Below are 24,732 nucleotides of genomic sequence, written 5' to 3' on the forward strand. Positions count from 1 at the left end.
CCTTACTCCGCCGCCTGGCGCATGCGGCCGGAGGCCAGCGCCGAGCATTCCGCCATCACCGCGGACGCGCGGGCGATGGGGTTCGTGGTGTAGAAATCCGCGACCGCCGGGACGAAGCCCGTCTTGTCGGTGGCGCCGCCCTGCCCTGCCAGCGTCGACAGGCCCTCCGTCTCGGCCGGAGCGACCTGGTCGATCGCGGCGAAGTGCGGGTGCTCGCCATAGAGCGCCTGGCGCAGCGCGCCGAGCGAGTCGAAGGGCAGCGGCTTGCCGAGCGAGGCCGAAAGCGCCCGCAGGATCGCCCAGTCCTCACGCGCGTCGCCGGGCGGGAAGGTGGCGCGAGCGGCCATCTGCACCCTGCCCTCGGTGTTGACGTAGGTCGCCGACTTCTCGGTATAGGCCGAGCCAGGCAGGATCACGTCGGCGCGATGCGCGCCGCGGTCGCCATGGCTGCCCTGGTAGACGACGAAGGCACCCGGTGCGACGTCGATCTCGTCGGCGCCCAGCAGGAAGAGCACGTCGAGCGCGCCCGCCGCCGCCATGCCGGCCGCATCGAGGCCGCCCTCGCCCGGCACGAAGCCGAGATCGAGCGCGCCGACGCGCGCGGCCGCGGTGTGCAGCACGGCGAAGCCGTTCCAGCCGTCCTTGACCGCGCTGAGGCCCTGCGCCGCCTTGGCGGCCAGCGACAGGATCGCGGCGCCGTCAGCGCGGGTGAGCGCGCCCTGGCCGACCAGCACCATTGGGCGCTCGCCGGCGGCCTCTGCCGTCTTCACGACCTCGGCCAGCGTCTCCGGGCCGGCGCCGAGATAGTCGTAGGCGTAGGTCAGGTCGACCTTCTCGCCGATCAGCTGGACCTTGAAGTCGCCGCGCAGCCAGCGCTTGCGGATGCGCGCGTTGACGATCGGCGCCTCGCGGCGCGGGTTGGAGCCGACGATCAGCAGCGAGGTCGCGTCCTCGATCCCGGCGATGCCGGGGTTGAGGAGGTAGCTGGCGCGGCCGAAGGCCGGGTCGAGCTTCGCGCCGTCCTGGCGGCAGTCGAGATTGGTCGTGCCGAGGCCGGCCATCAGCGCCTTGAGCGCGAAGGTCTCCTCGACGGCGGCGAGATCGCCGACGATGGCGCCGACGCGCTCCGGCTTGGCCGCCTTGAGCTTGCTCGCCACGAGGGCGAGCGCCTCGCTCCAGCTCGCCGGGCGGAAACCGCCCTGCTCGCGGATATAGGGCCGGTCGAGCCGCTGGGTCTTGAGACCGTCGGCGACGTGGCGGGTCTTGTCCGAGATCCACTCCTCGTTCACCGCCTCGTTGATGCGCGGCAGGATGCGCATCACCTCGCGGCCACGGGAATCGACGCGGATGGCCGAGCCGACCGCGTCCATCACGTCGATGGATTCGGTCTTGGTCAGCTCCCACGGCCGGGCGCGGTTCTGGTAGGGCCTCGAGGTAAGCGCGCCGACCGGGCAGAGGTCGACAACGTTGCCCTGCATCTCGGAGCTCATCGCCGCTTCGAGATAGGTGGTGATCTCCATGTCCTCGCCGCGGCCGATGGCGCCGAGGTCGGAGGCGCCGGCGACCTCAGTGGTGAAGCGGACGCAGCGCGTGCACTGGATACAGCGCGTCATCGAGGTCTTCACCAGCGGGCCGATATACTTGTCCTCGACGGCGCGCTTGTTCTCGGCGAAGCGCGAGGTGTCGACGCCGTAGGCCATCGCCTGGTCCTGCAGGTCGCACTCGCCGCCCTGGTCGCAGATCGGGCAATCCAGCGGGTGGTTGATGAGGAGGAACTCCATCACCCCCTCGCGGGCCTTCTTGACCATGGGCGACTTGGTCGAGACGACCGGCGGCTCGCCGTTCGGGCCCGGGCGCAGGTCGCGCACGCCGATGGCGCAGGAAGCCTGCGGCTTCGGCGGACCGCCCTTCACCTCGACGAGGCACATGCGGCAGTTGCCGGCGATCGACAGCCGCTCGTGGAAGCAGAAGCGCGGCACTTCCGCGCCGGCCGCCTCGCAGGCCTGGAGCACGGTGTACTCCGGCGGGACGTCGACCTCAATGCCGTCGATGACAATCTTCGTCATGGTCTCACTCCGCCGCCATCATGCGCACGGGCTCGCCATGCGGGTTGGCGGCATAGTCGTCGATGCGCTGCTCGATCTCGTGGCGGAAATGCGCGATCAGGCCCTGGATCGGCCAGGCCGCGGCATCGCCGAGCGCGCAGATCGTGTGGCCCTCGATCTGCTTGGTGACGTCGAGCAGCATGTCGATCTCGCGCTTCTGGGCGCGGCCCTCGGCCATGCGCTCCATCACGCGCCACATCCAGCCCGTGCCCTCGCGGCACGGCGTGCACTGGCCGCAGCTCTCGTGCTTGTAGAAATGGCTGATGCGGGCGATCGCGCGGACGATATCGGTGGACTTGTCCATGACGATCACGGCCGCTGTGCCGAGGCCGGAGCGCAGCTTCGACAGCGAGTCGAAGTCCATCGGCGTGTCGATAATCTGCTCCGCCGGCACCATGCGCACCGACGAGCCGCCCGGGATCACCGCCTTGAGGTTGTCCCAGCCGCCGCGGATGCCGCCGCAATGCTTGTCGATCAGCTCGCGGAACGGGATGCCCATCGCCTCTTCGACGTTGCAGGGCTTGTTCACGTGGCCGGAGATGCAGAACAGCTTGGTGCCGACATTGTTCGGATTGCCGATCGAGGAGAACCAGCTCGCGCCGCGGCGCAGGATGGTCGGCGCCACCGCGATCGACTCGACGTTGTTGACCGTGGTCGGGCAGCCATAGAGGCCCATATTGGCCGGGAACGGCGGCTTGAGCCGCGGCATGCCCTTCTTGCCCTCGAGGCTCTCGAGCAGCGCGGTCTCTTCGCCGCAGATATAGGCGCCGGCACCGTGATGGACATAGAGGTCGAACGGGTAGCCGTGGACGTTGTCCTTGCCGATCAGCTTGGCCTCGTAGGCCTCGTCGACCGCGCGCTGCAGTGCCTCGCGCTCGCGGATGTATTCGCCGCGGATGTAGATGTAGGCGGCGTGCGCGCCCATGGCGAAGGAGGCGATCAGGCAGCCCTCGACCAGCGTATGCGGGTCGTTGCGCATGATCTCCCGGTCTTTGCAGGTGCCGGGCTCCGACTCGTCGGCATTGACGACGAGGTAATGCGGCCGCCCGTCGCTCTGCTTGGGCATGAACGACCATTTCAGCCCGGTCGGGAAGCCGGCACCGCCGCGCCCGCGCAGGCCCGACTTCTTCATCTCGTCGATGATCCAGTCGCGGCCCTGCTGGAGCAGGAACTTGGTGCCGTCCCAATGGCCGCGCTGCTGGGCGCCCTTCAGCGTCCGGTCGTGCAGGCCGTAGAGATTGGTGAAGATGCGGTCGCGATCAGCAAGCATCGTTTTCGCCTCAGTTCACCGGCTTGTCGCCGAGCTTCGACTCCGGCCGCCAGCCGGTCGCGAGCTTCTTCGCCTGGCTGGTCCAGTCGTCGCGGACGGCCCTGCCTTTGAAGCCCGTCAGTCGCGCATCGACCCAGGCCAGTTCTTCCGCGGTCCAGGACGCGATCTGGTCGTAATGCCAGACGCCCATCTCGTTCAGCATGGTCGCGAGCTTCGGGCCGACGCCCCAGATCAGCTCGAGATCGTCACCCTTGCCGCCGCGCGCGGCGGTGAGCAGCGCGGGCTTACTCTCGGGCACGGACGCGGCCTGAGCCGGCGCGTCGGCCGCAGGCTTCGCGGATTCGGCCTTGGCCTCCTTGCCGACCTTGCCGTCCGCAGCCGGCGTATCCTGCGCTGCGCCGGAGGGCTGCGACGGCTCGGACGGCTTGGGGCGGCCTGCCGCAGCGGTCTCGGTCGCGGGCTTGGCTGCGGTCGCAGCCGGTGTCGCCTCGGCCTTCTTGGCCTCGGCCTCGGCGGCCGCCTTGGCGGCGGCGGCTTCCTCGGCGGCCTTGCGCTGCGCCAGGATGCGCTGCTGCCAGTCGCCGGCGCCGACCATCGAGCCGTCGTAGAGGGCCTGGTCCTTCAGCGTCTGCGCGCCGCCTTCCGGCTCGGAGCCGACGCGGCCGTTCTGCGGGCCGGGCTTGGTCGGCCGGCCATGGCGCAGATCGTCGAGCAGCTTGCGGAAATTGTCCGGCGTCAGATCCTCGTAATAGTCGAAGTTGATCTGCGCCATCGGGGCGTTGCAGCAGGCGCCGAGGCACTCGACCTCGAGCCAGGACAGCTTGCCGTCGGCGGTGACGGTCGACTGCGGGCCGATCACCTCCTGGCAGACCTTCTTCAGCGCCTCGGCGCCGCGCAGCGCGCAGGGCGTCGTGCCGCAGAGCTGGACGAAGTGCTGACCGACCGGCTGCAGGTTGAACATGGTGTAGAAGGTCGCGACCTCCAGCACCCGCATCGGCGCCATGCCGAGCTTGCGGGCGACCGCCTCGATCGCGGCGCGCGGCAGCCAGCCGTCATGCTGCTCCTGCGCCTTCCACAGGAGCGGGATCACGGCGGAGGCCTGGCGGCCTTCCGGGTACTTGGCGATCTGCTGGTCGGCCCAGTTCTCGTTCGCCGCGGTGAAGGCGAAGGAAGCAGGCTGGACGTGATCGGGCGCGAGACGACGGACGGACATTAGCGGTCCACCTCACCAAAGACGATATCGAGGGAGCCGAGGATCGCGGAGACGTCGGCCAGCATGTGCTTGCGGCACATGAAGTCCATCGCCTGGAGATGGGCGAAGCCGGGCGCCTTGATCTTGCAGCGATAGGGCTTGTTGGTGCCGTCGGAGACGAGATAGACGCCGAATTCGCCCTTGGGGGCCTCGACGGCGGCGTAGACCTCGCCCTCGGGCACCTTGTAGCCCTCGGTGTAGAGCTTGAAGTGATGGATGAGCGCTTCCATCGAGCGCTTCATCTCGCCGCGCTTCGGCGGCACCATCTTGCCGTCCAGCGAGGAGACCGGCCCGCCGCCATCGGCGGCCAGAAGCTTCTCGCAGCACTGCTTCATGATGCGCACCGACTGGCGCATCTCTTCCATGCGGATGCAGTAGCGGTCGTAGCAGTCGCCGTTCTTGCCGACGGGGATGTCGAATTCCATCTCCTCGTAGCACTCGTAGGGCTGCGACTTGCGCAGGTCCCAGGGCGCGCCGGAGCCGCGCACCATCACGCCCGAGAAGCCCCACTTCCAGCAGGTCTCCAGATCGACCACGCCGATGTCGACATTGCGCTGCTTGAAGATGCGGTTGTCGGTGAGCAGACCCTCGAGGTCGTCGCAGACCTGCAGGAACGGGTCGCACCACTCGGCGATGTCGTGGATCAGCGAAGTCGGCAGGTCCTGGTGGACGCCGCCCGGCCGGACATAGGCCGCGTGCATGCGCGCGCCGCAGGCCCGCTCGTAGAAGATCATCAGCTTCTCGCGCTCCTCGAAGCCCCAGAGCGGCGGCGTGAGCGCGCCGACGTCCATGGCCTGGGTCGTCACGTTGAGCAGATGCGAGAGGATGCGGCCGATCTCGGAATAAAGCACGCGGATGAGCTGGCCGCGGCGCGGAACCGTGACGCCCATCAGCTTCTCGACGGCGAGCGCGTAGGCATGCTCCTGGTTCATCGGCGCGACATAGTCGAGCCGGTCGAAATAGGGCACGGCCTGGAGATAGGTCTTGGCCTCGATCAGCTTCTCGGTGCCGCGATGCAGCAGGCCGATATGCGGGTCGACGCGCTCGACGATCTCGCCGTCGAGCTCCAGCACCAGGCGCAGCACGCCGTGTGCGGCCGGGTGCTGCGGACCGAAGTTGATCGAGAAATTGCGGATGTTGTGTTCGGTCATGCCCCGGCTTCCTGCTGGGCTGCGATGCGCGCGAGGAACTCGGCGCCGGTCAGGCGCGGCCTGTCACCCGCGAAGGCGTAGAGCGCCGGCTTCTCGTCGATGTAGATCTCTTCGCCGAAGGCGAGGCCCTCAACGGCATCGAGCGCCGGGAGGGCGACCGCGACATGGCCGTTATCCTGGCGCAGGCGCCAGAACAGGCTGGAGCCGCAGCGCTTGCAGAACTCGCGCTGACCCCATTCCGAGGACGGGTAGACGCCAAGCTCGGTCTTGTCCTCGATCGTCATGTCGACGCAGGGCACGGCCATGAAGGCGCCACCGCTCCAGCGGCGGCACATCAAGCAATGGCAGACGCCCATCTCGGCGGCCTCGACCACCGCCTTGAAGCGGACGGCGCCGCACAGGCAGCCGCCGGAGACGGACTGGTTGGTGCTGGCGCTCATCACGGCACCTTGGCCTTCTCGTCGCCGGGCAGGACGTAGTCGGTCCCTTCCCAGGGCGAAAGAAAGTCGAAGTTACGGAATTCCTGGTTCAGCTTCACCGGCTCGTAGACGACGCGCTTCAGCTCGTCGTCGTAGCGGACCTCGACGAAGCCGGTCAGCGGGAAGTCCTTGCGCAGCGGATGCCCCTCGAAACCGTAATCGGTGAGGATGCGGCGCAGATCCGGATGGCCGGAGAACAGGATGCCGTAGAAGTCGTAGGCCTCGCGCTCATACCAGTTCGCGGCCGGGAAGACCTCGATCACCGAGGGGACCGGGGTCTGCTCGTCGGTGCGGACCTTGACGCGGATGCGGCGGTTATGGCGCGGCGACAGCAGGTGGTAGACCACCTCGAAGCGCTGCTCGCGCTGCGGATAGTCCGCGCCGGCGATGTCCGTGAAGTTGACGAAGCGGAAGCGCGGATCGTCGTAGAGCGTGCGCAGCACGCCCACGATCTCGGCGGTCTCCGCCAGCACCGTGATCTCGTCATAGGCGACGACGACATCGACGACCGCGCCTTGCAGCGCCGCCTTGATCTCTTCGCCCAGTGTCACGAGCGCATCGCTCATCGCATCACCTTCATCAACCGCGGGATCAAGAACGCCTCAGCGCTCGATCGTCCCCGTGCGCCGGATCTTCTTCTGCAGGAGCAGCACGCCGTAGAGCAGCGCCTCCGCGGTGGGCGGGCAGCCCGGCACGTAGACGTCGATCGGCACGATGCGGTCGCAGCCGCGGACCACCGAATAACTGTAGTGATAGTAGCCGCCGCCATTGGCGCAGGAGCCCATCGAGATGACGTAGCGCGGCTCCGGCATCTGGTCGTAGACCTTGCGCAGAGCGGGCGCCATCTTGTTGGTCAGCGTGCCGGCGACGATCATAACGTCCGACTGGCGCGGGCTGGCGCGCGGCGCGAAGCCGAAGCGCTCGACATCGTAGCGCGGCATCGACAGCTGCATCATCTCGACGGCGCAGCAGGCCAGTCCGAAGGTCATCCACATCAGCGAGCCGGTGCGGGCCCAGTTGATGAGATCGTCGGTGGCCGTGACCAGGAAGCCCTTGTCGGCGAGCTCGTTGTTGATCCCGGTGAAGAAGGGATCGCGGGCGCCGATCGGCGCGCCGTCGGGGCCGAGAAGCCCCTTCGGCGCCGGCGCGACCAGCGGATCGCCACGATCGATAGCGGTTGTAGCCATCACATCAGACCTTTCGCGGACTTTCCCCGGATATAGGCAGCGTCGCCGCCCTCTGCGAGGAAACGCTCAATCCCACTCGAGGGCGCCCTTGCGCCACTCATAGACGAAGCCGACGGTAAGGACGCCGAGGAACACCATCATCGACCAGAAGCCGTACCAGCCGAGCTCGCCGAAGGCGATCGCCCAGGGGAACAGGAAGGCGACCTCGAGATCGAAGATGATGAAGAGAATCGCGACCAGATAGAACCGGACGTCGAACTTCATGCGGGCGTCGTCGAAGGCGTTGAAGCCGCACTCATAGGCCGAGAGCTTTTCGGCGTCGGGCTTCGAATAGGCCACGGCGAACGGGGCGATCAGCAGCGCCAGGCCGATGACCAGCGACAGGCCGATGAAGATGGCCAGGGGCAGGTAGTCGGCGAGCAGGGTCGGGACAGGTAGAGCTTGCATCTGTGACACCCCGCTTCACAAGGCCGGCGCGACGGGGCGCGCCTTCAATCTGCGCAGTCGATTAGACCCTGCTTTAGAATCACGCAAGGGTTCGCCGCGTCGCACAACGCGGCTGTCGCCATGTAATTGCCGCATAGTTGCCAAATGCCGTCCGAACGCTGGCGCGGCCTGCGGCGCCAGCGCCGTTTTTCGCCTCCTTCGCTCCGGACCGTCGCCGGCGCGAAGACCAGGACATGTTGTCCGCGCCCCGCCGCCCATGGCACAGGCGCGCTCCGCACGGGGCTTCGGCCTCGAATCGCCCCGTCCCGCCCGTGCGGCAAGGAGCCCTGCCTTGATCCTTCTGGTCGCCCTGCCCCGTCCCGTCCCCGCCCGCGCTCGTCGATGACGGCTGCGCCCCCTCGCCTGCTGCGCGGCGTCGCCCTGGCCACGCTGCTGGCCACCGCCCTGCCGGCCGCCGCCCAGACCACCGTACTGACGCCGCTGCCGCCGGAGCGGCCTTTCGACCTGCACCCCGGCAAGGAGGCCGAGGTCGGCATCGTGGTACCGCCCCCGGCGAAGGAGCCGGAGCCGGCCAGCGGCGCGCCGGCGCCGAGCATGGCGCTGACCGACGAGGACGAGGCGCCCGAATGGCCGAAGCGCACCCCCGGCCAGCCTGAGCAGGAGCCGGCCTACGACCCGAACGAGAAACCCGAGATTCCTGGCATCTCCACCGATCCCGGCACCTCCATCGCCTGCCTGCCGCAGCCGCTGCGCGACATTCTCGGCAAGATCTCGACCCGCTTCGGCTCCGTGCGGGTGACGTCGACGCTGCGGCCGCCCTGGCGCGCGCGCCGCGGCTCCTATCATCGTCGCTGCGAGGCCATGGATTTCCGCGTGCCCGGCGTCCGGCCGCGCACCGTACTCGACTTCGCCCGCGCCCTTCCGGAGGTCGGCGGACACAAGCTCTACTGGAACGGGCTGATCCACATCGACACCGGCCCGCGCAGGCCATGGTAGCCGGCCCGCCCCGGGATTTCGCCGTGGCCTTCGACGCGGGCTTGAAGCGGCGCGGGCAAGGCCTTACACCGCAGCCGGAAGGGCGGTTAGCTCAGTTGGTAGAGCATCTCGTTTACACCGAGAGGGTCGGCGGTTCGAGCCCGTCACCGCCCACCATGCCGCGACGATCCGCTATCCCTCGGCGTCGCTGCCGGCATCCGGCGTTCCGCCCGCCCCGCCGCTCTTGATCCTCCCTCGCCTCACCGACATTGTCGCGCCGCAGACGTCCCGCGCGGAACGGCCGCGCGGACGAGGAGATCGATCATGGACGAAGAGCTGGTCGCGGCGGCGCTGGAGGCCGGTACCGCCAATTTCGAGGCGACCTCGCGGCGCGTGCCGGACAATTTCACTTTGCTCGCGGAGCATGCCCCGGCCGCGTTCGGCGGCTACGGGCTGATGCGCGCCTCGATCATGCGCGACCGGCCGGAAGGCGGCGCGCTCGACCTCAAGACCAAGGAACTGGTCTTTGCCCTGCTCGACACCATGATCGGCGACCGGCAGGGCGCGCTGGGCCACGCCGCCAATGCGATCCGGGCCGGCCTGACCGTGCCGGAGCTGGCCGAGGGCCTCGTGCAGGTGGTGATGGCCGGTGGAATCACCACCTGGAACCGGGCCGGGGCCGATGTGCTGCGCCATGCGGCCGAGGTCGCGGGCGCGATGCAGCCGCCCGCCGGAGCGAAGGACGCCGTCAGCCCATGAGGGAGGACGCCCTGGCGCGGGCCCTGCTGCCGACCCGTTTCCTCGACGCGGAGTCGGAAGTCGTGCGCGCCTTTGCTGCTGCACATGTCGGCGCCGGCAGTTCGCGAGACAGGGCGGTGCGTCTCTATTACGCCGTGCGCGATGCGGTGCGCTACGACCTGCGCTATCTGGCGCTGTCGGACGACACCTTCGTCGCCTCGCGCTGCCTCGCCGCCGGCGTGGGTTTCTGCGTGCCGAAGGCCGTGACCTTGGCGGCGGTGGCGCGGGCCGCCGGCATTCCCGCCCGCATCGGCTTCGCCGACGTGCGCAACCACCTCGCCTCCCCGCGCCTCGTCTTCCTGATGGGCAACGACGTCTTCCGCTGGCACGCCTACACGCTGCTCTGGATCGACGGCGCCTGGGTCCGGGCGACGCCCGCCTTCGATCGCGGATTCTGCGAGCGCTTCGCGGTGACGCCGCTCGATTTCGACGGGCGGACCGACTCGCTGTTCCAGCCTTTCGCTCCGGATGGCCGGCGCCACATGAACTACGTCCATGAGCGCGGCAGCTATGACGACATGCCGCTTCAGGCCTTCAAGGACGACATGCTGGCCACCTCCCCGCGGCTGATCGCAGGCATGGCGGCCGAGCGCGCGCTCTACGAGCGCCGCCTCGCGGCGGAACGGGGCGGCGCATCTCCGGCGTAGCGCCGCCGAAGACTGCTGCGAAGCGGGTGCTTTGCCTGCCATCGCCAAAAATGCCATCAAGCGGCATGTGCGTGCTCGGGGCCTGGCGTTGACGATCCAAACTCGTGAGACCGAGAGACTGCAGGCGCTGGCGCGCTACGACATGCTCGACACGCCGCGCGAGCGTGACTTCGACGAAATCGCCGAACTGGCCGCGCGTATCTGCGACACGCCGATCGCGGTGGTGAACCTGATCGCGGAGTACCGCCAGTTCTTCAAGGCCGAGGTCGGCCTCGGCGTGCGCGAGACTCCGCTGGACAGCTCCTTCTGCGCGAAGGCGATCCTGGAAGACGACTTCCTGCTCGTCCCCGACGCCACCAAGGATCCGCGCTTCAACTGCAATCCGCTCGTCACCGGCGAGTCGGGGCTGCGCTTCTACGCCGGTGCGCTGCTCAAGACGCAGGATGGCCATGCCATCGGGACGGTGTGCGTGCTGGACTACCAGCCGCGCGAACTCACGGCGCTGCAGCAGGAGACGCTGCAGGTGCTGGCCCGGCAGGTCATGCGCCAGCTCGAACTCCGCAAGGCCTTGAAGGACCGCGACGACGCCCAGCGCCGGCAGGCCGTCCTCAACGCCGAGATCGCCCACCGCATGAAGAACACGCTGGCCATGGTCCAGGCGATCGCGGCGCAGACGCTGAAGGGCGTGAACGAGCGCGATGCGGTCGAGGCCTTCAGCCAGCGCATCATGGCGATGGGCGCCGCCCACGACCAGCTGCTCCAGCAGGACTGGGCCTCGGCCTCGCTGCGCCGGGTGGTCCGGCCGATGCTGGAGCTGCATGGCGACGGGGGCCGGATCGTCGCCACCGGCCCCGATCTCGAACTCGGGCCGAAGGCGACTGTCTCGATCTCGCTGCTGCTTCACGAACTCGCGACCAACGCCACGAAATACGGCGCGCTGTCCCGGCCATCCGGCAAAGTCGATCTGTCGTGGACCGTCGAGGATGGTGGCGACGGGCCGGTGCTCAGGATGATCTGGAAGGAGACCGGGGGGCCGATCGTGAGCGAGCCCAGCCGTCGCAGTTTCGGCTCCAGGCTGATCAGGATGGGGCTCATCGGCCAGGGCGGCGTCGACAAGCAATGGCTGCCGACAGGCCTCGTCGCCCGGTTCGAGGCCGCGATGGCCGACGTCCAGCGCCGCTGAACCGCGATAAACTTTGTCCTCGGGCATGAACCATTCCGCGTCCGCGGAATTGAGACGGTGCAGGTTGGACGTCAGACGTAGGCTGGCTTGAGATGAGCGTCGTGTTGGTGGTGGAAGACGATGCGTTGATCCGCATGGATCTCGTGTCGATGCTCGAGGAGGCCGGGTTCGAGGTCGTCGAGGCGAGCTGCGCCGACGAGGCGATCGCGATTCTGGAGACGCGCCTCGACATCACCACCGTGTTCACCGACATTGAGATGCCCGGCTCCATGGACGGGCTGAAGCTGGCCTTCGCCGTGCGCGACCGCTGGCCGCCGGTCTCGATCATCATCGCCAGCGGCCGCATCCAGCCGCAGGCCCACGAGATGCCCACCGAGGTCCAGTTCCTCAGGAAGCCTTATAGCGAGGCGTCGGTGCTGGAGGCGGTGAGGCTGGTGGCGTAGTGGCGCGAGGAAGGAGGCGCTCAGGACGGCTGGCGGCCACCTGAGGGCGTCACGCCGGGGCGCCATGGCAGAGACGCGAAACCATCATCCTCGGTGCAGATCATCGGCTCTTGGGCGTGCGATGCAGGCACCGCGTCGGCGACCAGAAGATCACGCCACGATAGCGTTGCAATCCCTCCGCCCCTGACGAAGCGGTTGCACTGCGCAGACCGTGTCCCGGCACGTGCCGGAGGCCTACGGCAAAGCCGAAGCTGCACCATGGCCGCGGACGGCGTACACGGCGTACAGTTTCGAAACGTGATGTGAGGAGTGTTGTCGACAGCCGAGGCGGCCAGGGCTGCAATTGTAAGCCCTGTGCCTGCTAAGGCTTTGAAATAAATGGCGCGGGCGACGGGGCTCGAACCCGCGACCTCCGGCGTGACAGGCCGGCACTCTAACCAACTGAGCTACGCCCGCGCTGGGCGGCTGAAACTTTCGTCGTCAGCCCGGTCTCGATATGGCTCCTGCCCTGTGGTGTCAAGCGCGTGGCGCCGGCAAAGTTAGACATTGTCGAACCTGCCAGAAAACGGCGGTTTTCGGGGCTTTTTCGCGGCAGCGAAATTCGCCGGCCTGTGGATATCCTCGTCCGACGCGTGGTTTCCCGAGAATCGCGAAAACGAGCGTCTCGCACAGCGAGTCGCGCGTAACGCAAGAACCTGTCGTCCCCGGCTCCCGCATCCCGACCGCAACGAAAAAGGCCGCCGGCTTGCGCCGACGGCCTCGCGTCTTTCGTCCGCCGGAGCGGTCGGTCAGTGAGCGATGACGCCCGAGGCGGCATCGTCCTCGCCGACCTTGCGGCTGGAGGACTTCAGGTCCTCTTCCCAGGAGATCGGCGTCGGCTGGCTGATCAGGGCGTGCTCCAGCACCTGCTCCATCCGCGAGACCGGGACGATCTCCAGCCCGTTCTTCACCGACTTCGGCAGGTCGACCAGATCCTTCGCGTTGTCCTCCGGGATCAGCACCTTCTTGATGCCGCCCCGCAGCGCCGCCAGGAGCTTCTCCTTGAGGCCGCCGATCGGCAGCACCCTGCCCCGCAGCGTGACCTCGCCGGTCATGGCGATGTCGCGCCTGATCGGGATGCCGGTCATCACCGAGACGATCGCCGTCGCCATCGCGATACCCGCCGACGGCCCGTCCTTCGGGGTGGCCCCCTCCGGAACGTGGACGTGGATGTCGCGCCGGTCGAACAGCGGCGGCTCGACGCCGAAATCGATGGCACGCGAGCGGACATAGGACGCCGCCGCCGAGATCGATTCCTTCATGACGTCGCGCAGGTTGCCGGTGACGGTCATCTTGCCCTTGCCGGGCATCATGACGCCTTCGATCGTCAGCAGCTCGCCGCCCACCTCGGTCCAGGCCAAGCCGGTGACGACACCGACCTGATCCTCGGTCTCCGCCTCGCCATAGCGGAAGCGCGGCGGGCCGAGATAGTCCTCGAGCACCTTGGTGGTGACGGCGACCTTCTTCTTCTTCGAGAGCACGATCTCCTTCACCGCCTTGCGGACGGTGTTGGCGATCTCGCGCTCGAGATTGCGGACGCCGGCCTCACGGGTGTAGCGCCGGATCAGCATGGTCAGGGCGTCGTCGTCGATCGACCATTCCTTGGGCTGCAGGCCGTGCTTGGCGATGGCGCCCGGGATCAGGTGCCGCCGCGAAATCTCGGCCTTCTCGTCCTCGGTGTAGCCGGCGATGCGGATCACCTCCATCCGGTCCAGCAGGGCCGGCGGGATGTTCAGCGTGTTGGCCGTCGTCACGAACATCACGTTCGACAGGTCGTAGTCGACCTCGAGGTAATGGTCGTTGAACGTGCCGTTCTGCTCCGGGTCGAGGACCTCCAGCAGGGCCGCCGACGGATCGCCGCGGAAGTCCTGGCCCATCTTGTCGATCTCGTCGAGCAGGATGAGCGGGTTGGCGGTCTTCGCCTTCTTCATCGACTGGATGATCTTGCCGGGCATCGAGCCGATATAGGTGCGGCGGTGACCGCGGATCTCGGCCTCGTCACGCACGCCGCCGAGCGACATGCGCACGAACTCGCGGCCGGTCGCCTTGGCGATCGACTTGCCGAGCGAGGTCTTGCCGACGCCCGGAGGGCCGACGAGGCACAGGATCGGGCCGGCGAGCCGGTTGGCGCGCTGCTGCACCGCCAGGTACTCGACGATGCGGTCCTTGACCTTGTCCAGACCGAAGTGATCGTCGTCGAGCACGTCCTGCGCGATCTTCAGATCCTTCTTGATCTTGGACTTCTTGCCCCACGGAATCCCGAGCAGCCAGTCGAGGTAGTTGCGCACGACGGTGGCTTCAGCCGACATCGGCGACATCTGCCGCAGCTTCTTGACCTCGGCCAGCGCCTTATCGCGCGCCTCCTTGGTCAGCTTGGTCTTGGCAATGCGCTCTTCCAGTTCGGCCAGCTCGTCACGGCCTTCCTCGCCGTCGCCCAGCTCCTTCTGGATCGCCTTCATCTGCTCGTTCAGGTAGTACTCGCGCTGGGTCTTCTCCATCTGGCGCTTGACGCGCGAGCGGATGCGCTTCTCGACCTGCAACACCGACATCTCGCTTTCCATGAGCGAGAGCACCTTCTCGAGCCGGTGCGCGACGTTCAGGATCTCCAGCACGGCCTGGCGGTCGGCGATCTTGACGGCGAGATGCGAGGCGACGGTGTCGGCGAGCTTGGCCGGCTCGTCGAGCTGCGAGACCGCGGCGACGATCTCGGGCGAGATCTTCTTGTTGAGCTTTACATAGCTCTCGAATTCGGCGACCACCGAGCGGCCCAGGGCCTCGACCTCGACCTTCTTGCCCGGCTCCTCGTCGAGCGCCTCGGCCTCGGCCCGGTAGAAGTCCTCATCGGCGACATAGGACAACGCCTTGGCGCGGCCGACGCCCTCGACCAGCACCTTCACGGTGGAATCGGGCAGCTTCAGCAACTGCAGGACGCGCGCCAGCGTGCCGATCTCGTAGATGTCCTTTGTGTCCGGATCGTCGTCTCCGGCGTTCTTCTGCGTGGCCAGCAGGATGAGCCCGTCAGACTTGACGACCTCCTCCAGCGCACGGATCGACTTCTCGCGCCCGACGAACAGCGGCACGATCATGTGCGGGAAAACGACGATGTCGCGCAGCGGCAGAACCGGATAGCTGTCGGTCGTGCCGGGGACGAGCGGGGCGCGTGGCGTCGAACCAGTCATAGCTTAGTCCTTTGAGTTTTCGCCCGACCGACCCCCTGATGGGCGACCGAACCGGACGTTCCGCGCCAACGCGACCATTCGCGCCGGGCGCCCCTGCGAATCGCGCCCTCGATAGGCACGCGACTCCCGCAAGTGAGGATAAGGTGGAGACTTGTCCCTCCGCTTTCAAGCGAAGGTCCCGCCGGGCCGCCACACATCCCCAACCGGCCGCAGGGCGGCCCGATGAAACGGCCCGAAATCACGCATCCACCCGCCTCGCACCGTCACAAAGCAAAACGCGCGCCATGGGGCGCGCGTTTGCAATGGTCGCGGACGAGACCTGTCAGGCGGAGGCGGACTTCGCCTCTTCCTCGCGGTCGGCGTAGATGAAGAGCGGTCGCGACTTGGTCTCGACATTCTCCGGCCCGATAACCACCTGCTCGACGCCTTCGAGGCCCGGCAGCTCGTACATGGTCTCGAGCAGGATGCCCTCCATGATCGAGCGCAGTCCGCGGGCGCCGGTCTTGCGCTCGATGGCCTTACGCGCGATCAGGCTGACCGCCTCGTCGGTGAAGGTCAGCTCGGTATCCTCCATCTCGAACAGGCGCTGGTACTGCTTCACCAGCGCGTTCTTCGGCTCGGTCAGGATGGTCTTGAGCGCCGCCTCGTCGAGATCCTCGAGCGTCGCCAGAACCGGCAGACGGCCGACGAATTCCGGAATCAGGCCGAACTTCAGCAGGTCCTCGGGCTCCACCTCGCGGAAGATCGCGCCGGTGCGGCGGTCGTCCGGGGACTGCACGGTCGCGCCGAAGCCGATCGAGGTGCCCTTGCCGCGGCCCGAGATGATCTTGTCCAGGCCGGCGAAGGCGCCGCCGCAGATGAACAGGATGTTGGTGGTGTCGACCTGGAGGAACTCCTGCTGCGGATGCTTGCGCCCGCCCTGCGGCGGCACGGAGGCGACGGTGCCTTCCATGATCTTCAGCAGCGCCTGCTGCACGCCCTCGCCCGAGACGTCGCGGGTGATCGAGGGATTATCGGACTTTCGGCTGATCTTGTCGATCTCGTCGATGTAGACGATGCCGCGCTGGGCGCGCTCGACATTGTAGTCGGAGGCCTGGAGCAGCTTGAGGATGATGTTCTCGACATCCTCGCCGACATAGCCCGCTTCCGTCAGCGTCGTCGCGTCGGCCATGGTGAACGGCACGTCGAGAATGCGCGCCAGCGTCTGCGCCAACAGCGTCTTGCCCGAGCCGGTCGGGCCGATCAGCAGGATGTTCGACTTCGCCAGCTCGACGTCGTTGTGCTTCGTCGCGTGGCTGAGGCGCTTGTAGTGGTTGTGGACCGCCACCGAGAGCACCTTCTTGGCGTGCTCCTGGCCGATGACGTAGTCGTCGAGGACCTTGCGGATCTCCTTCGGAGTTGGCACGCCGTCCTTCGACTTCACCAGCGCGGACTTCGATTCCTCGCGGATGATGTCCATGCACAGCTCGACGCATTCATCGCAGATGAACACCGTCGGGCCCGCAATCAGCTTGCGGACCTCGTGCTGGCTCTTGCCGCAGAAGGAGCAGTAGAGCGTGCTCTTCGAATCGCCGCCGCTGACCTTGCTCATTGTCGATCTCCATCTCGGGAGACGGATCCAGCCACCTAAAAACGGCGGCCCGATGTCGTCTACCCGTCATAATAGGCACTCAGATCACGATGATCAGGTTAACGCGTCGCCATGTCACAGATTGCGACGGACCTGATCCGCTATGCGAATCCTGGAACGTCTGTCGCGCCCTTGCGTCCGGCTCATGCAAACATGAGGCCCTTCGATAGGCAATATGGAGGCTCGCCGGCGACGCGCAATCCCGCGCCGCCCTGCGCGTGCCGTCCGGCCTCAGGCCGGGTCCTCCGGACGCGTCTCGATGACCTTGTCGATCAGGCCGAAATCGCGGGCCTGCTCGGCGGTCATGAAGTTGTCGCGCTCGAGGGCGGTGTGGATGTCCTCGTAGGAACGGCCCGTGTGCTTCACGTAGATCTCGTTCAGGCGCCGCTTCAGGCTCTCGACCTCCTTGGCGTGGATCAGGATGTCGGTGACCTGGCCCTGGAAGCCGCCGGAGGGCTGATGGACCATGATGCGCGCGTTCGGCAGGGCGAAGCGCATGTCCTTGGCGCCGGCCGTCAGCAGCAGCGAGCCCATCGAGGCGGCCTGGCCGATGCACAGAGTGGTGACCGGGCAGCGAATGAACTGCATCGTGTCGTAGATCGAAAGGCCGGAGGTGACCACGCCGCCCGGCGAGTTGATGTAGAAGGAGATTTCCTTCTTCGGGTTCTCGGCTTCGAGGAACAGCAGCTGCGCCACGATCAGCGAGGCGGAATAGTCCTCGACCGGGCCCGTGAGGAAGATGATTCGCTCGCGCAGCAGGCGTGAATAGATGTCGAAGGCGCGCTCGCCGCGGCTCGACTGCTCGACCACCATCGGGACGAGATTGTTATAGGTCTCGATAGGATCGCGCATCATGGCCTGCCCTCGAAAAGAACGCTGTACGGAGAATCAGCCGGAGACCGGCGCCGAGCCCCACATAAGCATGCCGGCTGCGGCTGAAAAGGGAAGCGCCGCCCCGCCGAAGCGGAACGGCGCCTGATCCGGAAACATGGTTTCCGTGGAGCGGTGTCAGGCCGAGGCGTCGTCGGCCGCGGCGGCCTTCTTCGCCTTCTTGGCCTTGGCGGGCTTGGCCTTCTCCTCGGTCTCCGCGTCCTCGTCGGCGTAGAGCTCCTCGCGGGAGACGGTCTTGTCCTCGATCTTCACCTGGCCCAACAGGTGGTCGACGACCTTCTCCTCGAAGATCGGCGCGCGGATCTCGGCCAGCGCCTGCGGGTTCTTGCGATAGAACTCCCAGACTTCCTTCTCCTGGCCCGGGAACTGGCGGGCGCGCTCGATCAGGGCCTGCGTGACTTCGTCGTCGGCGATCTGGACCTTGGCCTGCTCGCCGATCTCGGCGAGCACGAGGCCCAGGCGCACGCGGCGCTCGGCGATCTTGCGGTACTCGGCGCGAGCCTCGTCCTCGGTGGTGTCCTCGTCGGCGAAGGTCTTGCCGGCGTTCTTCATGTCGGCCTCGACCTGGCTCCACACGGCCGAGAACTCCTGCTCGACCAGCGAGGGCGGCAGCTCGAAGCTGTACTTGCCGTCGAGGGCGTCGAGCAGGCTCTTCTTGACCTTGCGGCGCGACTGGGCGGCGAGCTCGCGGCCGAGCTGCTCGCGCACGGCGGTCCTGAGCGCGTCGAGCGACTCCATGCCGAAGCCCTTGGCCAGCTCGTCGTCGATCTTGAGCTCGCCCGGAGCCTGGACCTCGTCGACCGTGACCTCGAACTCGGCCGGCTTGCCGGCGAGATGGGCAGCGCCGTAGTTCTCCGGGAAGCTCACCTTGACGGTGCGCTTCTCACCGGCCTTGGCGCCCTCGAGCTGCTCCTCGAAGCCCGGGATGAACTGGCCCGAGCCGAGCTCGAGCGGAATGCCGCTGCCGGTGCCGCCGTCGAAGGGCTTGCCCTCGAGCGTGCCGACGAAGGAGATCATCAGGCGGTCGCCCTTCTCTGCGGCGGCGCCTTCGGCCTTCGCCGAGAAGTTGCGGTTCTGGCCGGCCATGCGCTCCAGCGAGGCATCGATGTCGGCGTCCGGAACCTCGGCGACCGGCTTGACCAGCGAGACGTCCGACAGGTCGGCGATCTCGATCTGCGGCAGCACCTCGAGCGCGACGGTGAAGGCGAGGTCGCCCTTGGCCTCCATCGCGGCCTCGATCGAAGCCTGGTCCTCCGGGAAGCGGACCTGCGGCTCGAGCGCGAGCTTCAGCCCCTTGTCGGCGACGATCTTCTGGTTGGCCTCGTTGACGGCGTTCTGGACGACGTCGGCCATAACCGAGCGGCCATAGAGCCGGCGCAGATGGCCGACCGGGACCTTGCCGGGGCGGAAGCCGTTGATGCGCGCCTTGCCCTGCAGGTTCTGCAGCTCGCCGTCGAGCCTCGACTTGAGGTCGGCGGCGTTCAGCACCACCTGAAATTCGCGCTTGAGGCCCTGCGACAGGGTTTCGGTCACGTTCATTGTCTGATCCGCCAACAGCTCGTTACTTCAATGTCCAGAGCGCGACGCCGGGTGACCGCCGCCGCGCTCGCGAAATTCCGAATCCTGGTGCGGGCGGAGGGACTCGAACCCCCACGACTTGCGCCGGCGGAACCTAAATCCGCTGCGTCTACCAGTTCCGCCACGCCCGCCGGCCCGATACGCCGCGCGCGAGCAAACGCGACGCCGCCATCGTTGGGCCGCGGTGCTATACGCATTTCGGACGCGTCATGCAGCAAAAAAATGCGACGATTCTGCGAAGCTGGCCGGGCTGAGCGCCACTCTCGCCAGCCGGATCGCGCCGGGCTATGTCCTGTGACGATGACCCGCGCCCCTTTCGCACCGCCATCCGCCCCCCGTCCGAATCGCCGCCAGGCGCTGGCCGGGCTCGCCGCCGTGACGGCGCTCCCCCTGCCCGCCTTCGCGCAGGCGCGTGCCGAAACCGACGCAGCCGCACCCGCGCGGACGCCCGCGCCACCGCGCGAGCTGGTCGCCGCCCCTGCCCGCCAGCGGTTGCGGCCGTCGCAGGAGACGGCAATCTGGACCTTCGACGGCGGCGCGGCCGCCCCGCCGCTGCGCCTCAGGCGCGGCGAGAGCGTCACGCTTGGCCTCGTCAACAAGACCGAGCGGCCGCTTTCCCTGCATTGGCACGGCCTGCGCGGCGACAATGCCATGGACGGCGTCGGCGGGATGACGCAGGAGCCGGTCGCGCCCGGCGCACGCTTCGACTACCGGCTGACCCCGCCCGATTCCGGCACGATCCTTTACCGGCCGCTGCTGCTCGGCGGATCGTCGGAGCCGGCCGGGCGCGGGCTCGCCGGCCTGCTCGTCGTCGAGGAGGAGACCCCGCCCGTGGTCGATCTCGACCTGCCGGTGCTGGTGCAGGACTGGCTGCTCGACGACGGTGGCGCGATCGCTGCCTTCGATGCAAGCGCGCCGCAGGGCGCAGGCGGCGGGCGCCTCGGCAGCTGGCTGACGGTGAACGGCGCCGCGCCGCCGCACCAGATCAAGCTGCGCCCGGGCTCGCGCGTGCGGCTGCGGCTCGCCAATGCGTGCAATGCCCGGATCATGCGGCTGCGATTCGACGGCCTCACAGCCCATGTCGTGGCGGTCGACAGCCAGCCGACCGACACGTTCGAGCCGGTGCGGGCGCAATTGCCCTTCGCGCCGGGCACCCGCTACGACGTGATCGTCGAATTGCCGGAGCAGGAGGGCGCCAGCGCCAGCCTCATGGCGCTGATCGGCGCCGGCCTGCCGCTGGTGCGCTTCGTCTGCGAGGGCAAGCCGCTGGCCAAGCGCGAGGCGCTCGTCGCCCTGGCGCCGAATCCCGCTCTGCCCGCCGCGGTTCGGCTTCAGGATGCCCGCCGCGCCGATATCGTGATCGAGGGCGGCGCCAGGATCGGCGCCGACAACAGGCTCGACCTCGGCGCCGTCGATCCGAAGCGCCCCTGGGCGATCAACGGCAAGGTCGGTGCCGCCGGCGACAAGCCGCTGCTCAGCGTCAAGCGCGGCACGCCGCTGGTGCTCGCCGTCACCAACCGCACCGACTTCATGCAGCCGCTGCATGTGCACGGCCACAGCGTCAGGCTGCTGCACCCGCTCGATGACGGCTGGGAGCCCTATTTCCTCGATACGGTGCAGATCCCGGACGGCAAGCGGCTGCACATCGCCTTCATCGCCGACAATCCCGGGCGCTGGCTGATCTCGTCGACGATCCTGGAGCGCTTCGACCTCGGCATGTGGACCTGGTTCGAGGTCACCTGAGCGCAGCGGCTCAGGCGATCTCGACGCTGCGGCCGAGGAGGCGCGCGAGCTGCTTCAGCCGGCCGGCGACGCGGTCGCTCGCCAGCGAGCGCAGTTCCTCCGGCAGGCGCATCACCAGCCGGTCGTCCTCGCAGGAAACGGGCACGCGCGGCAGGATGCCGGGCATGCCGGCCGAGATCAGGTAGGCGACGCGGAAGATCGCGGCCAGCAGCTGCACCCGCTCCAGCAGGCGCGGCGCCAGCAGCCGGCGCAGCCCGTCGGCCGAGACGGCCGTGGCTTTCAAGCCGGCATAGCGATGGAAGGCGGTCAGCGCGAGGAAGGCGCGGCCGGGATGGTCGATCCCGATCAGCGAGGCATGGGCGATGACGTTGAGCGTCTGCTCGCCGCGATAATCGGGATGGGCTCGCCAGCCGATATCCGAAAGCAGGCAGGCCGCCTGTTGCAGCCGGTCCAGCGCCGGATCGTCGTTCGGATGGGCGCTGGCCACGATCCGGTCGGTCCAGGCGATCAGGTCGGCGGCATGGCGCGGCTCGCGCGCCCGCAGCTGGTTGTAGTCCTGGGCGCCGCGCAGCAGCGCGTCCTGCTCGCGCTCGGCTTCGGGAAGCTCGCCGAACAGCAGCCCCTCGCGCACGCCATGGGCGGAGATCACGATATTGCGCGGCCGGCCGCGCTTGATGATCTGGTCGAGCACCAGCGCGCCATAGGAGAGCAGCGGCCGGCGGGCGGACGAGACCTCCTCGACCGCCTCCAGCATGGTGCTGTCGGCGCGCTCCACGACGCGCACGAACTCCTTCGCCTCGCGGGCGGGGATGGTGTAGCCGTGCATGACGTTGAGCGGATAGCCGGTCTGGCGCTGGTGCAACGTCGCCAGCGCGCGCCATGTGCCGCCGACCGCGAAGAAGTCGCGGCCGCGCATTGCGGCGAGCTGCGGCAGCGTGCCGAGATCGCCCCGGACGATCTTCTCGGCCGCCTTGATCGAATTCTTGGCCCGGTCCATCAGCGCCAGCCCGCCGAGCGCCAGGCTGACGCCCTCCCCGATCCCGTCATCGTCGACACCGACCAGTTCGAGCGAGCCGCCGCCGAGATCGCCGACCACGCCGCGCGGCCGGTCGAAGCCCGAGACGATGCCGAGCGCCGAGAGATAGGCCTCGCGATCGCCGGAGATCACCTCGATCGGCTGGCCGACGGCCGCCTCGGCGCGTGCGATGAAGTCGGGACCGTTCTCGGCATAGCGGGCGGCGGCGGTGGCGATCACGCGCGGCCGGCCGACATGCATCGCCTCGCAGAGGATGCGGAAGCGCACGAGCGCGGCCAGAGCCTTCTCGACCGCGTCGGGCGCCAGCATGCCTGTCGTGGCGACGCCGCGGCCGAGCCCGGCCATCTCCTTCTCGTTGAAGACCTGGGCCGGAGCGCGCGAGAGGTTCTCGTAGACGACGAGGCGGACCGAGTTCGATCCGATGTCGATGATCGCGATGGTCTCGTCGAGGCTCAGCCGCCCATTGGCGGCCTCACGCCTTCTTTCCGCTCCGGCGGGAGAGGCTGCGGGGACTCGAGCTCGAGAGGGACTTTCCACGGCCGGACAGACTCGGGTTCGTCATGAAATACTTGTGGGCGTTGAACGACTCGTCGGCCGATGGCGGGACAATGCGGCGCGAACCGCCATCCGGCAAGATGGTCCAGCTCTGTTCGTTGTCGAGAAAGTTCGCCAACATGATCTGCTCGAGCAGCTGCTGGTGCACCGTGGTGTTGAGGATCGGGGTCAGCGCCTCGACGCGCCGGTCGAGATTGCGCGGCATCAGATCGGCCGAGGAAATGTAGAGCTTGGCCTTGGCCGACGGCAGGCCGTGGCCGGCGCCGAAGGCGTAGACGCGGGTGTGCTCGAGGAAGCGCCCGACGATCGACTTGACCCGGATGTTCTCCGAGAGGCCGGGCACGCCCGGCCGCAGGCAGCAGATGCCGCGCACCACGAAATCGACCTGCACGCCGGCCTGGCTGGCGTCGTAGAGCGCGTCGATGATCTCGGGATCGACCAGCGAGTTGCACTTGCCCCAGATCGCGCCCTTGCGGCCGGCCCTGGCATGGGCGATCTCCTCGGCGATGTCGTCGAGCAGCCGCTTCTTGAGGTTGACCGGCGAGACCGCCATCCGCTCCAGCTCGGCCGGCTCGGCATAGCCGGTGATGAAGTTGAAGATCCGCGCCACGTCCTGCGCCATCACCGGGTCGGCGGTGAAGAAGGAGACGTCGGTGTAGATTCGCGCCGTGATCGGATGGTAGTTGCCGGTCGCGACATGGCAATAGGTCGTCAGCTGGCCGGCCTCGCGGCGCACGACCATCGACAGCTTGGCGTGCGTCTTCAATTCGATGAAGCCGTAGACCACCTGCACGCCGGCCCGTTCAAGGTCACGGGCCCAGCGGATATTGGCCTCCTCGTCGAAGCGGGCCTTGAGCTCGACCAGCGCGGTCACCGACTTGCCGGCCTCGGCCGCCTCCGCCAGCGCCTGGACGATCGGCGAGTTCGAGGAGGTGCGGTAGAGCGTCTGCTTGATCGCGACCACGTTGGGATCGCGCGCCGCCTGCTGCAGGAACTGCACGACGACGTCGAAGCTCTCATAGGGGTGGTGGACGATCAGGTCCTTCTGGCGGATCGCGGCGAAGCAGTCGCCGCCATGCTCGCGGATCCGCTCCGGGAAGCGGGCGTTGTAGGGCTTGAACTTCAGGTCCGGCCGATCGACGCCGACCAGCTGCGACAGTTCGTTGAGGCCGATCATCCCCTCGACGGTGACGATCTCGTCGGGATCGACCTTGAGCTCGCGCACGATCAGGTTGCGCAAATGGTCGGGCATGCCGGCATGCAGCTCGAGCCGGATCACCACGCCGCGGCGGCGCTGCTTCAGCATGGTCTCGAAGACACGCACCAAGTCCTCCGCCTCCTCCTCGATATCGAGGTCGGAGTCGCGGATGATGCGGAAGGAGGCCGTGCCCTTCACCCCATAGCCGGGGAAGAGCTTGCCGATGAACAGCGCAATCAGGTCCTCCAGCACGATGAAGCGCTGGACGCCGTCGCGGGCGAAGTCCGGCAGCTCGATGAAGCGGTCCATCTTCACCGGCACGCGGATCAGCGCGTCGAGCGGCCGGCCGTCGCTGATGCGCTCCAGCGCCAGCGCGACGGTGAAGCCGAGATTGGGAATGAACGGGAAGGGATGCGCCGGGTCGATCGCCAGCGGCGTCAGCACCGGGAAGACGTAGTGCAGGAAGCGGTCCTCGAGCCAGACCCGATCCTGCGCGTCGATATCGCCCTGCCCCAGCAGCACGATGCGGTTGGCCTGCAGCTCCTGCTTCAGCTCGCTCCAGCGGGTCTGCTGGTCCCGCGTCAGCGCCGCCACCGCCTCGCCGAGCGCCGCGAGCTGCTCGGCCGGGCTCAGCCCGTCCTGGCTCGGGGTCACGACACCGGCCTTAAGCTGCTCGCGCAGGCCGGAGACCCGCACCATGAAGAACTCGTCGAGATTGGCCGCCGAGATCGACAGGAAACGCAGCTGCTCGAGCAGCGGATGATTGCGGTTCGACGCCTCCTCCATGACGCGCCGGTTGAACTGCAGCCAGGAGAGCTCGCGGTTCATGAAGCGCTGCGGCGAATGGCGCAGCGCCTCGTCCATGGCGAGAGCCGCCGGCACCGGCGCGATCGGGGGGGTGATCTGCTGGTCCATCTGCTTCGCTCTCGCCCTCGACGCCGTCCGT

General features: G+C 67.8%; 20 protein-coding genes and 3 tRNA genes. 7 read left to right on the forward strand and 16 right to left on the reverse strand.

Annotation, left to right across the window (positions count from 1 at the left end):
- Positions 1-2: 2 nt before the first annotated feature.
- The 8 genes from nuoG to ABE438_RS04510 form a co-directional block, all read right to left on the reverse strand.
- Positions 3-2,066 carry an NADH-quinone oxidoreductase subunit NuoG gene (nuoG, locus tag ABE438_RS04475; protein ID WP_346501331.1) on the reverse strand — a complete coding sequence of 688 codons (2,064 nt, stop codon included), beginning with the start codon at positions 2,064-2,066 and terminating at the stop codon, positions 3-5.
- A 4-nt stretch (positions 2,067-2,070) separates the two neighbouring features.
- Positions 2,071-3,375: an NADH-quinone oxidoreductase subunit NuoF gene (gene nuoF, locus ABE438_RS04480; protein WP_346501332.1), complete on the reverse strand. Its 1,305-nt coding sequence runs from the start codon at positions 3,373-3,375 to the stop codon at positions 2,071-2,073.
- Between the two features lie 10 nt (positions 3,376-3,385).
- On the reverse strand, positions 3,386-4,588 hold the full coding sequence (gene nuoE / locus ABE438_RS04485; RefSeq protein WP_346501333.1) for an NADH-quinone oxidoreductase subunit NuoE: 1,203 nt from the start codon (positions 4,586-4,588) through the stop codon (positions 3,386-3,388).
- Complete coding sequence (locus tag ABE438_RS04490; protein ID WP_346501334.1) at positions 4,588-5,778, reverse strand: NADH-quinone oxidoreductase subunit D; 1,191 nt, start codon at positions 5,776-5,778, stop codon at positions 4,588-4,590. Before ABE438_RS04490 ends, nuoE begins: the two co-directional genes overlap by 1 nt.
- Positions 5,775-6,218: a GFA family protein gene (locus ABE438_RS04495; protein ID WP_346501335.1), complete on the reverse strand. Its 444-nt coding sequence runs from the start codon at positions 6,216-6,218 to the stop codon at positions 5,775-5,777. The genes ABE438_RS04490 and ABE438_RS04495 overlap by 4 nt, the downstream gene beginning before the upstream one ends.
- Positions 6,218-6,823 carry an NADH-quinone oxidoreductase subunit C gene (locus ABE438_RS04500; protein ID WP_346501336.1) on the reverse strand — a complete coding sequence of 202 codons (606 nt, stop codon included), beginning with the start codon at positions 6,821-6,823 and terminating at the stop codon, positions 6,218-6,220. Before ABE438_RS04500 ends, ABE438_RS04495 begins: the two co-directional genes overlap by 1 nt.
- A gap of 36 nt (positions 6,824-6,859) precedes the next feature.
- A complete protein-coding gene (locus ABE438_RS04505) occupies positions 6,860-7,444 on the reverse strand; it encodes a NuoB/complex I 20 kDa subunit family protein (protein WP_346501337.1) in 585 nt (194 codons plus the stop codon).
- A gap of 66 nt (positions 7,445-7,510) precedes the next feature.
- A complete protein-coding gene (locus ABE438_RS04510) occupies positions 7,511-7,891 on the reverse strand; it encodes an NADH-quinone oxidoreductase subunit A (RefSeq protein ID WP_346501338.1) in 381 nt (126 codons plus the stop codon).
- Positions 7,892-8,272: 381 nt separating this feature from the next.
- Between ABE438_RS04510 and ABE438_RS04515 the strand changes: the two genes are divergently transcribed.
- From ABE438_RS04515 to ABE438_RS04540, 6 genes are all read left to right on the forward strand, one after another.
- Positions 8,273-8,887, forward strand: a complete 615-nt coding sequence (locus ABE438_RS04515; RefSeq protein ID WP_346501339.1) for a YcbK family protein — start codon at positions 8,273-8,275, stop codon at positions 8,885-8,887.
- 80 nt (positions 8,888-8,967) lie between these two features.
- A tRNA-Val gene (locus ABE438_RS04520) sits at positions 8,968-9,043 on the forward strand.
- Between the two features lie 147 nt (positions 9,044-9,190).
- Positions 9,191-9,625 (forward strand): carboxymuconolactone decarboxylase family protein, encoded by a 435-nt coding sequence (locus ABE438_RS04525; RefSeq protein ID WP_346501340.1) that lies wholly within the window; start codon positions 9,191-9,193, stop codon positions 9,623-9,625.
- Positions 9,622-10,311 carry a transglutaminase-like domain-containing protein gene (locus ABE438_RS04530; protein ID WP_346501341.1) on the forward strand — a complete coding sequence of 230 codons (690 nt, stop codon included), beginning with the start codon at positions 9,622-9,624 and terminating at the stop codon, positions 10,309-10,311. The genes ABE438_RS04525 and ABE438_RS04530 overlap by 4 nt, the downstream gene beginning before the upstream one ends.
- 88 nt (positions 10,312-10,399) lie before the next feature.
- Positions 10,400-11,494, forward strand: a complete 1,095-nt coding sequence (locus ABE438_RS04535) for a sensor histidine kinase (RefSeq protein WP_346501342.1) — start codon at positions 10,400-10,402, stop codon at positions 11,492-11,494.
- 92 nt (positions 11,495-11,586) lie between these two features.
- Positions 11,587-11,937 carry a response regulator gene (locus ABE438_RS04540; protein ID WP_346501343.1) on the forward strand — a complete coding sequence of 117 codons (351 nt, stop codon included), beginning with the start codon at positions 11,587-11,589 and terminating at the stop codon, positions 11,935-11,937.
- A gap of 379 nt (positions 11,938-12,316) precedes the next feature.
- Here the strand turns inward: ABE438_RS04540 and ABE438_RS04545 are convergent.
- From ABE438_RS04545 to ABE438_RS04570, 6 genes are all read right to left on the reverse strand, one after another.
- Positions 12,317-12,393: transfer RNA gene (locus ABE438_RS04545), tRNA-Asp, on the reverse strand.
- 332 nt (positions 12,394-12,725) lie between these two features.
- A complete protein-coding gene (lon, locus tag ABE438_RS04550) occupies positions 12,726-15,155 on the reverse strand; it encodes an endopeptidase La (RefSeq protein WP_346501344.1) in 2,430 nt (809 codons plus the stop codon).
- A gap of 322 nt (positions 15,156-15,477) precedes the next feature.
- Positions 15,478-16,746 carry an ATP-dependent Clp protease ATP-binding subunit ClpX gene (clpX, locus tag ABE438_RS04555; protein ID WP_346501345.1) on the reverse strand — a complete coding sequence of 423 codons (1,269 nt, stop codon included), beginning with the start codon at positions 16,744-16,746 and terminating at the stop codon, positions 15,478-15,480.
- Between the two features lie 270 nt (positions 16,747-17,016).
- Complete coding sequence (locus ABE438_RS04560; protein WP_346501469.1) at positions 17,017-17,637, reverse strand: ATP-dependent Clp protease proteolytic subunit; 621 nt, start codon at positions 17,635-17,637, stop codon at positions 17,017-17,019.
- 156 nt (positions 17,638-17,793) lie between these two features.
- Positions 17,794-19,215, reverse strand: a complete 1,422-nt coding sequence (tig, locus tag ABE438_RS04565) for a trigger factor (RefSeq protein ID WP_346501346.1) — start codon at positions 19,213-19,215, stop codon at positions 17,794-17,796.
- Positions 19,216-19,300: 85 nt separating this feature from the next.
- A tRNA-Leu gene (locus ABE438_RS04570) sits at positions 19,301-19,385 on the reverse strand.
- 169 nt (positions 19,386-19,554) lie between these two features.
- Here ABE438_RS04570 and ABE438_RS04575 point away from each other — a divergent pair.
- The gene (locus ABE438_RS04575) at positions 19,555-20,997 is read left to right on the forward strand and encodes a multicopper oxidase family protein (RefSeq protein ID WP_465248550.1); all 1,443 of its coding nucleotides are present in this window, start codon (positions 19,555-19,557) and stop codon (positions 20,995-20,997) included.
- A 10-nt stretch (positions 20,998-21,007) separates the two neighbouring features.
- Here the strand turns inward: ABE438_RS04575 and ppx are convergent, their stop codons facing one another.
- Together ppx and ABE438_RS04585 are read right to left on the reverse strand one after the other, a co-directional pair.
- On the reverse strand, positions 21,008-22,570 hold the full coding sequence (ppx, locus tag ABE438_RS04580; protein WP_346501348.1) for an exopolyphosphatase: 1,563 nt from the start codon (positions 22,568-22,570) through the stop codon (positions 21,008-21,010).
- Positions 22,506-24,701 (reverse strand): RNA degradosome polyphosphate kinase, encoded by a 2,196-nt coding sequence (locus ABE438_RS04585; RefSeq protein ID WP_346501349.1) that lies wholly within the window; start codon positions 24,699-24,701, stop codon positions 22,506-22,508. The genes ppx and ABE438_RS04585 overlap by 65 nt, the downstream gene beginning before the upstream one ends.
- Positions 24,702-24,732 lie beyond the last annotated feature (31 nt).

The organism is Allobosea sp. TWI1241 (genome assembly GCF_039673065.1).
In the GTDB taxonomy this organism is placed as follows: domain Bacteria; phylum Pseudomonadota; class Alphaproteobacteria; order Rhizobiales; family Beijerinckiaceae; genus Allobosea.

Excerpts from the sequence above, each read along its gene's own strand:
- ABE438_RS04490 (WP_346501334.1), bottom strand. The coding sequence starts at position 5,778 with ATGACCGAACACAACATCCGCAATTTCTCGATCAACTTCGGTCCGCAG.
- ABE438_RS04505 (WP_346501337.1), bottom strand. The coding sequence starts at position 7,444 with ATGGCTACAACCGCTATCGATCGTGGCGATCCGCTGGTCGCGCCGGCG.
- tig (WP_346501346.1), bottom strand. The coding sequence starts at position 19,215 with ATGAACGTGACCGAAACCCTGTCGCAGGGCCTCAAGCGCGAATTTCAG.
- nuoF (WP_346501332.1), bottom strand. The coding sequence starts at position 3,375 with ATGCTTGCTGATCGCGACCGCATCTTCACCAATCTCTACGGCCTGCAC.
- ABE438_RS04530 (WP_346501341.1), top strand. The coding sequence starts at position 9,622 with ATGAGGGAGGACGCCCTGGCGCGGGCCCTGCTGCCGACCCGTTTCCTC.
- ABE438_RS04585 (WP_346501349.1), bottom strand. The coding sequence starts at position 24,701 with ATGGACCAGCAGATCACCCCCCCGATCGCGCCGGTGCCGGCGGCTCTC.
- ABE438_RS04495 (WP_346501335.1), bottom strand. The coding sequence starts at position 6,218 with ATGAGCGCCAGCACCAACCAGTCCGTCTCCGGCGGCTGCCTGTGCGGC.
- ABE438_RS04515 (WP_346501339.1), top strand. The coding sequence starts at position 8,273 with ATGACGGCTGCGCCCCCTCGCCTGCTGCGCGGCGTCGCCCTGGCCACG.
- ABE438_RS04500 (WP_346501336.1), bottom strand. The coding sequence starts at position 6,823 with ATGAGCGATGCGCTCGTGACACTGGGCGAAGAGATCAAGGCGGCGCTG.
- ABE438_RS04540 (WP_346501343.1), top strand. The coding sequence starts at position 11,587 with ATGAGCGTCGTGTTGGTGGTGGAAGACGATGCGTTGATCCGCATGGAT.
- nuoG (WP_346501331.1), bottom strand. The coding sequence starts at position 2,066 with ATGACGAAGATTGTCATCGACGGCATTGAGGTCGACGTCCCGCCGGAG.
- lon (WP_346501344.1), bottom strand. The coding sequence starts at position 15,155 with ATGACTGGTTCGACGCCACGCGCCCCGCTCGTCCCCGGCACGACCGAC.
- ABE438_RS04525 (WP_346501340.1), top strand. The coding sequence starts at position 9,191 with ATGGACGAAGAGCTGGTCGCGGCGGCGCTGGAGGCCGGTACCGCCAAT.
- ABE438_RS04510 (WP_346501338.1), bottom strand. The coding sequence starts at position 7,891 with ATGCAAGCTCTACCTGTCCCGACCCTGCTCGCCGACTACCTGCCCCTG.
- ABE438_RS04575 (WP_465248550.1), top strand. The coding sequence starts at position 19,555 with ATGACCCGCGCCCCTTTCGCACCGCCATCCGCCCCCCGTCCGAATCGC.
- nuoE (WP_346501333.1), bottom strand. The coding sequence starts at position 4,588 with ATGTCCGTCCGTCGTCTCGCGCCCGATCACGTCCAGCCTGCTTCCTTC.
- ABE438_RS04560 (WP_346501469.1), bottom strand. The coding sequence starts at position 17,637 with ATGCGCGATCCTATCGAGACCTATAACAATCTCGTCCCGATGGTGGTC.
- clpX (WP_346501345.1), bottom strand. The coding sequence starts at position 16,746 with ATGAGCAAGGTCAGCGGCGGCGATTCGAAGAGCACGCTCTACTGCTCC.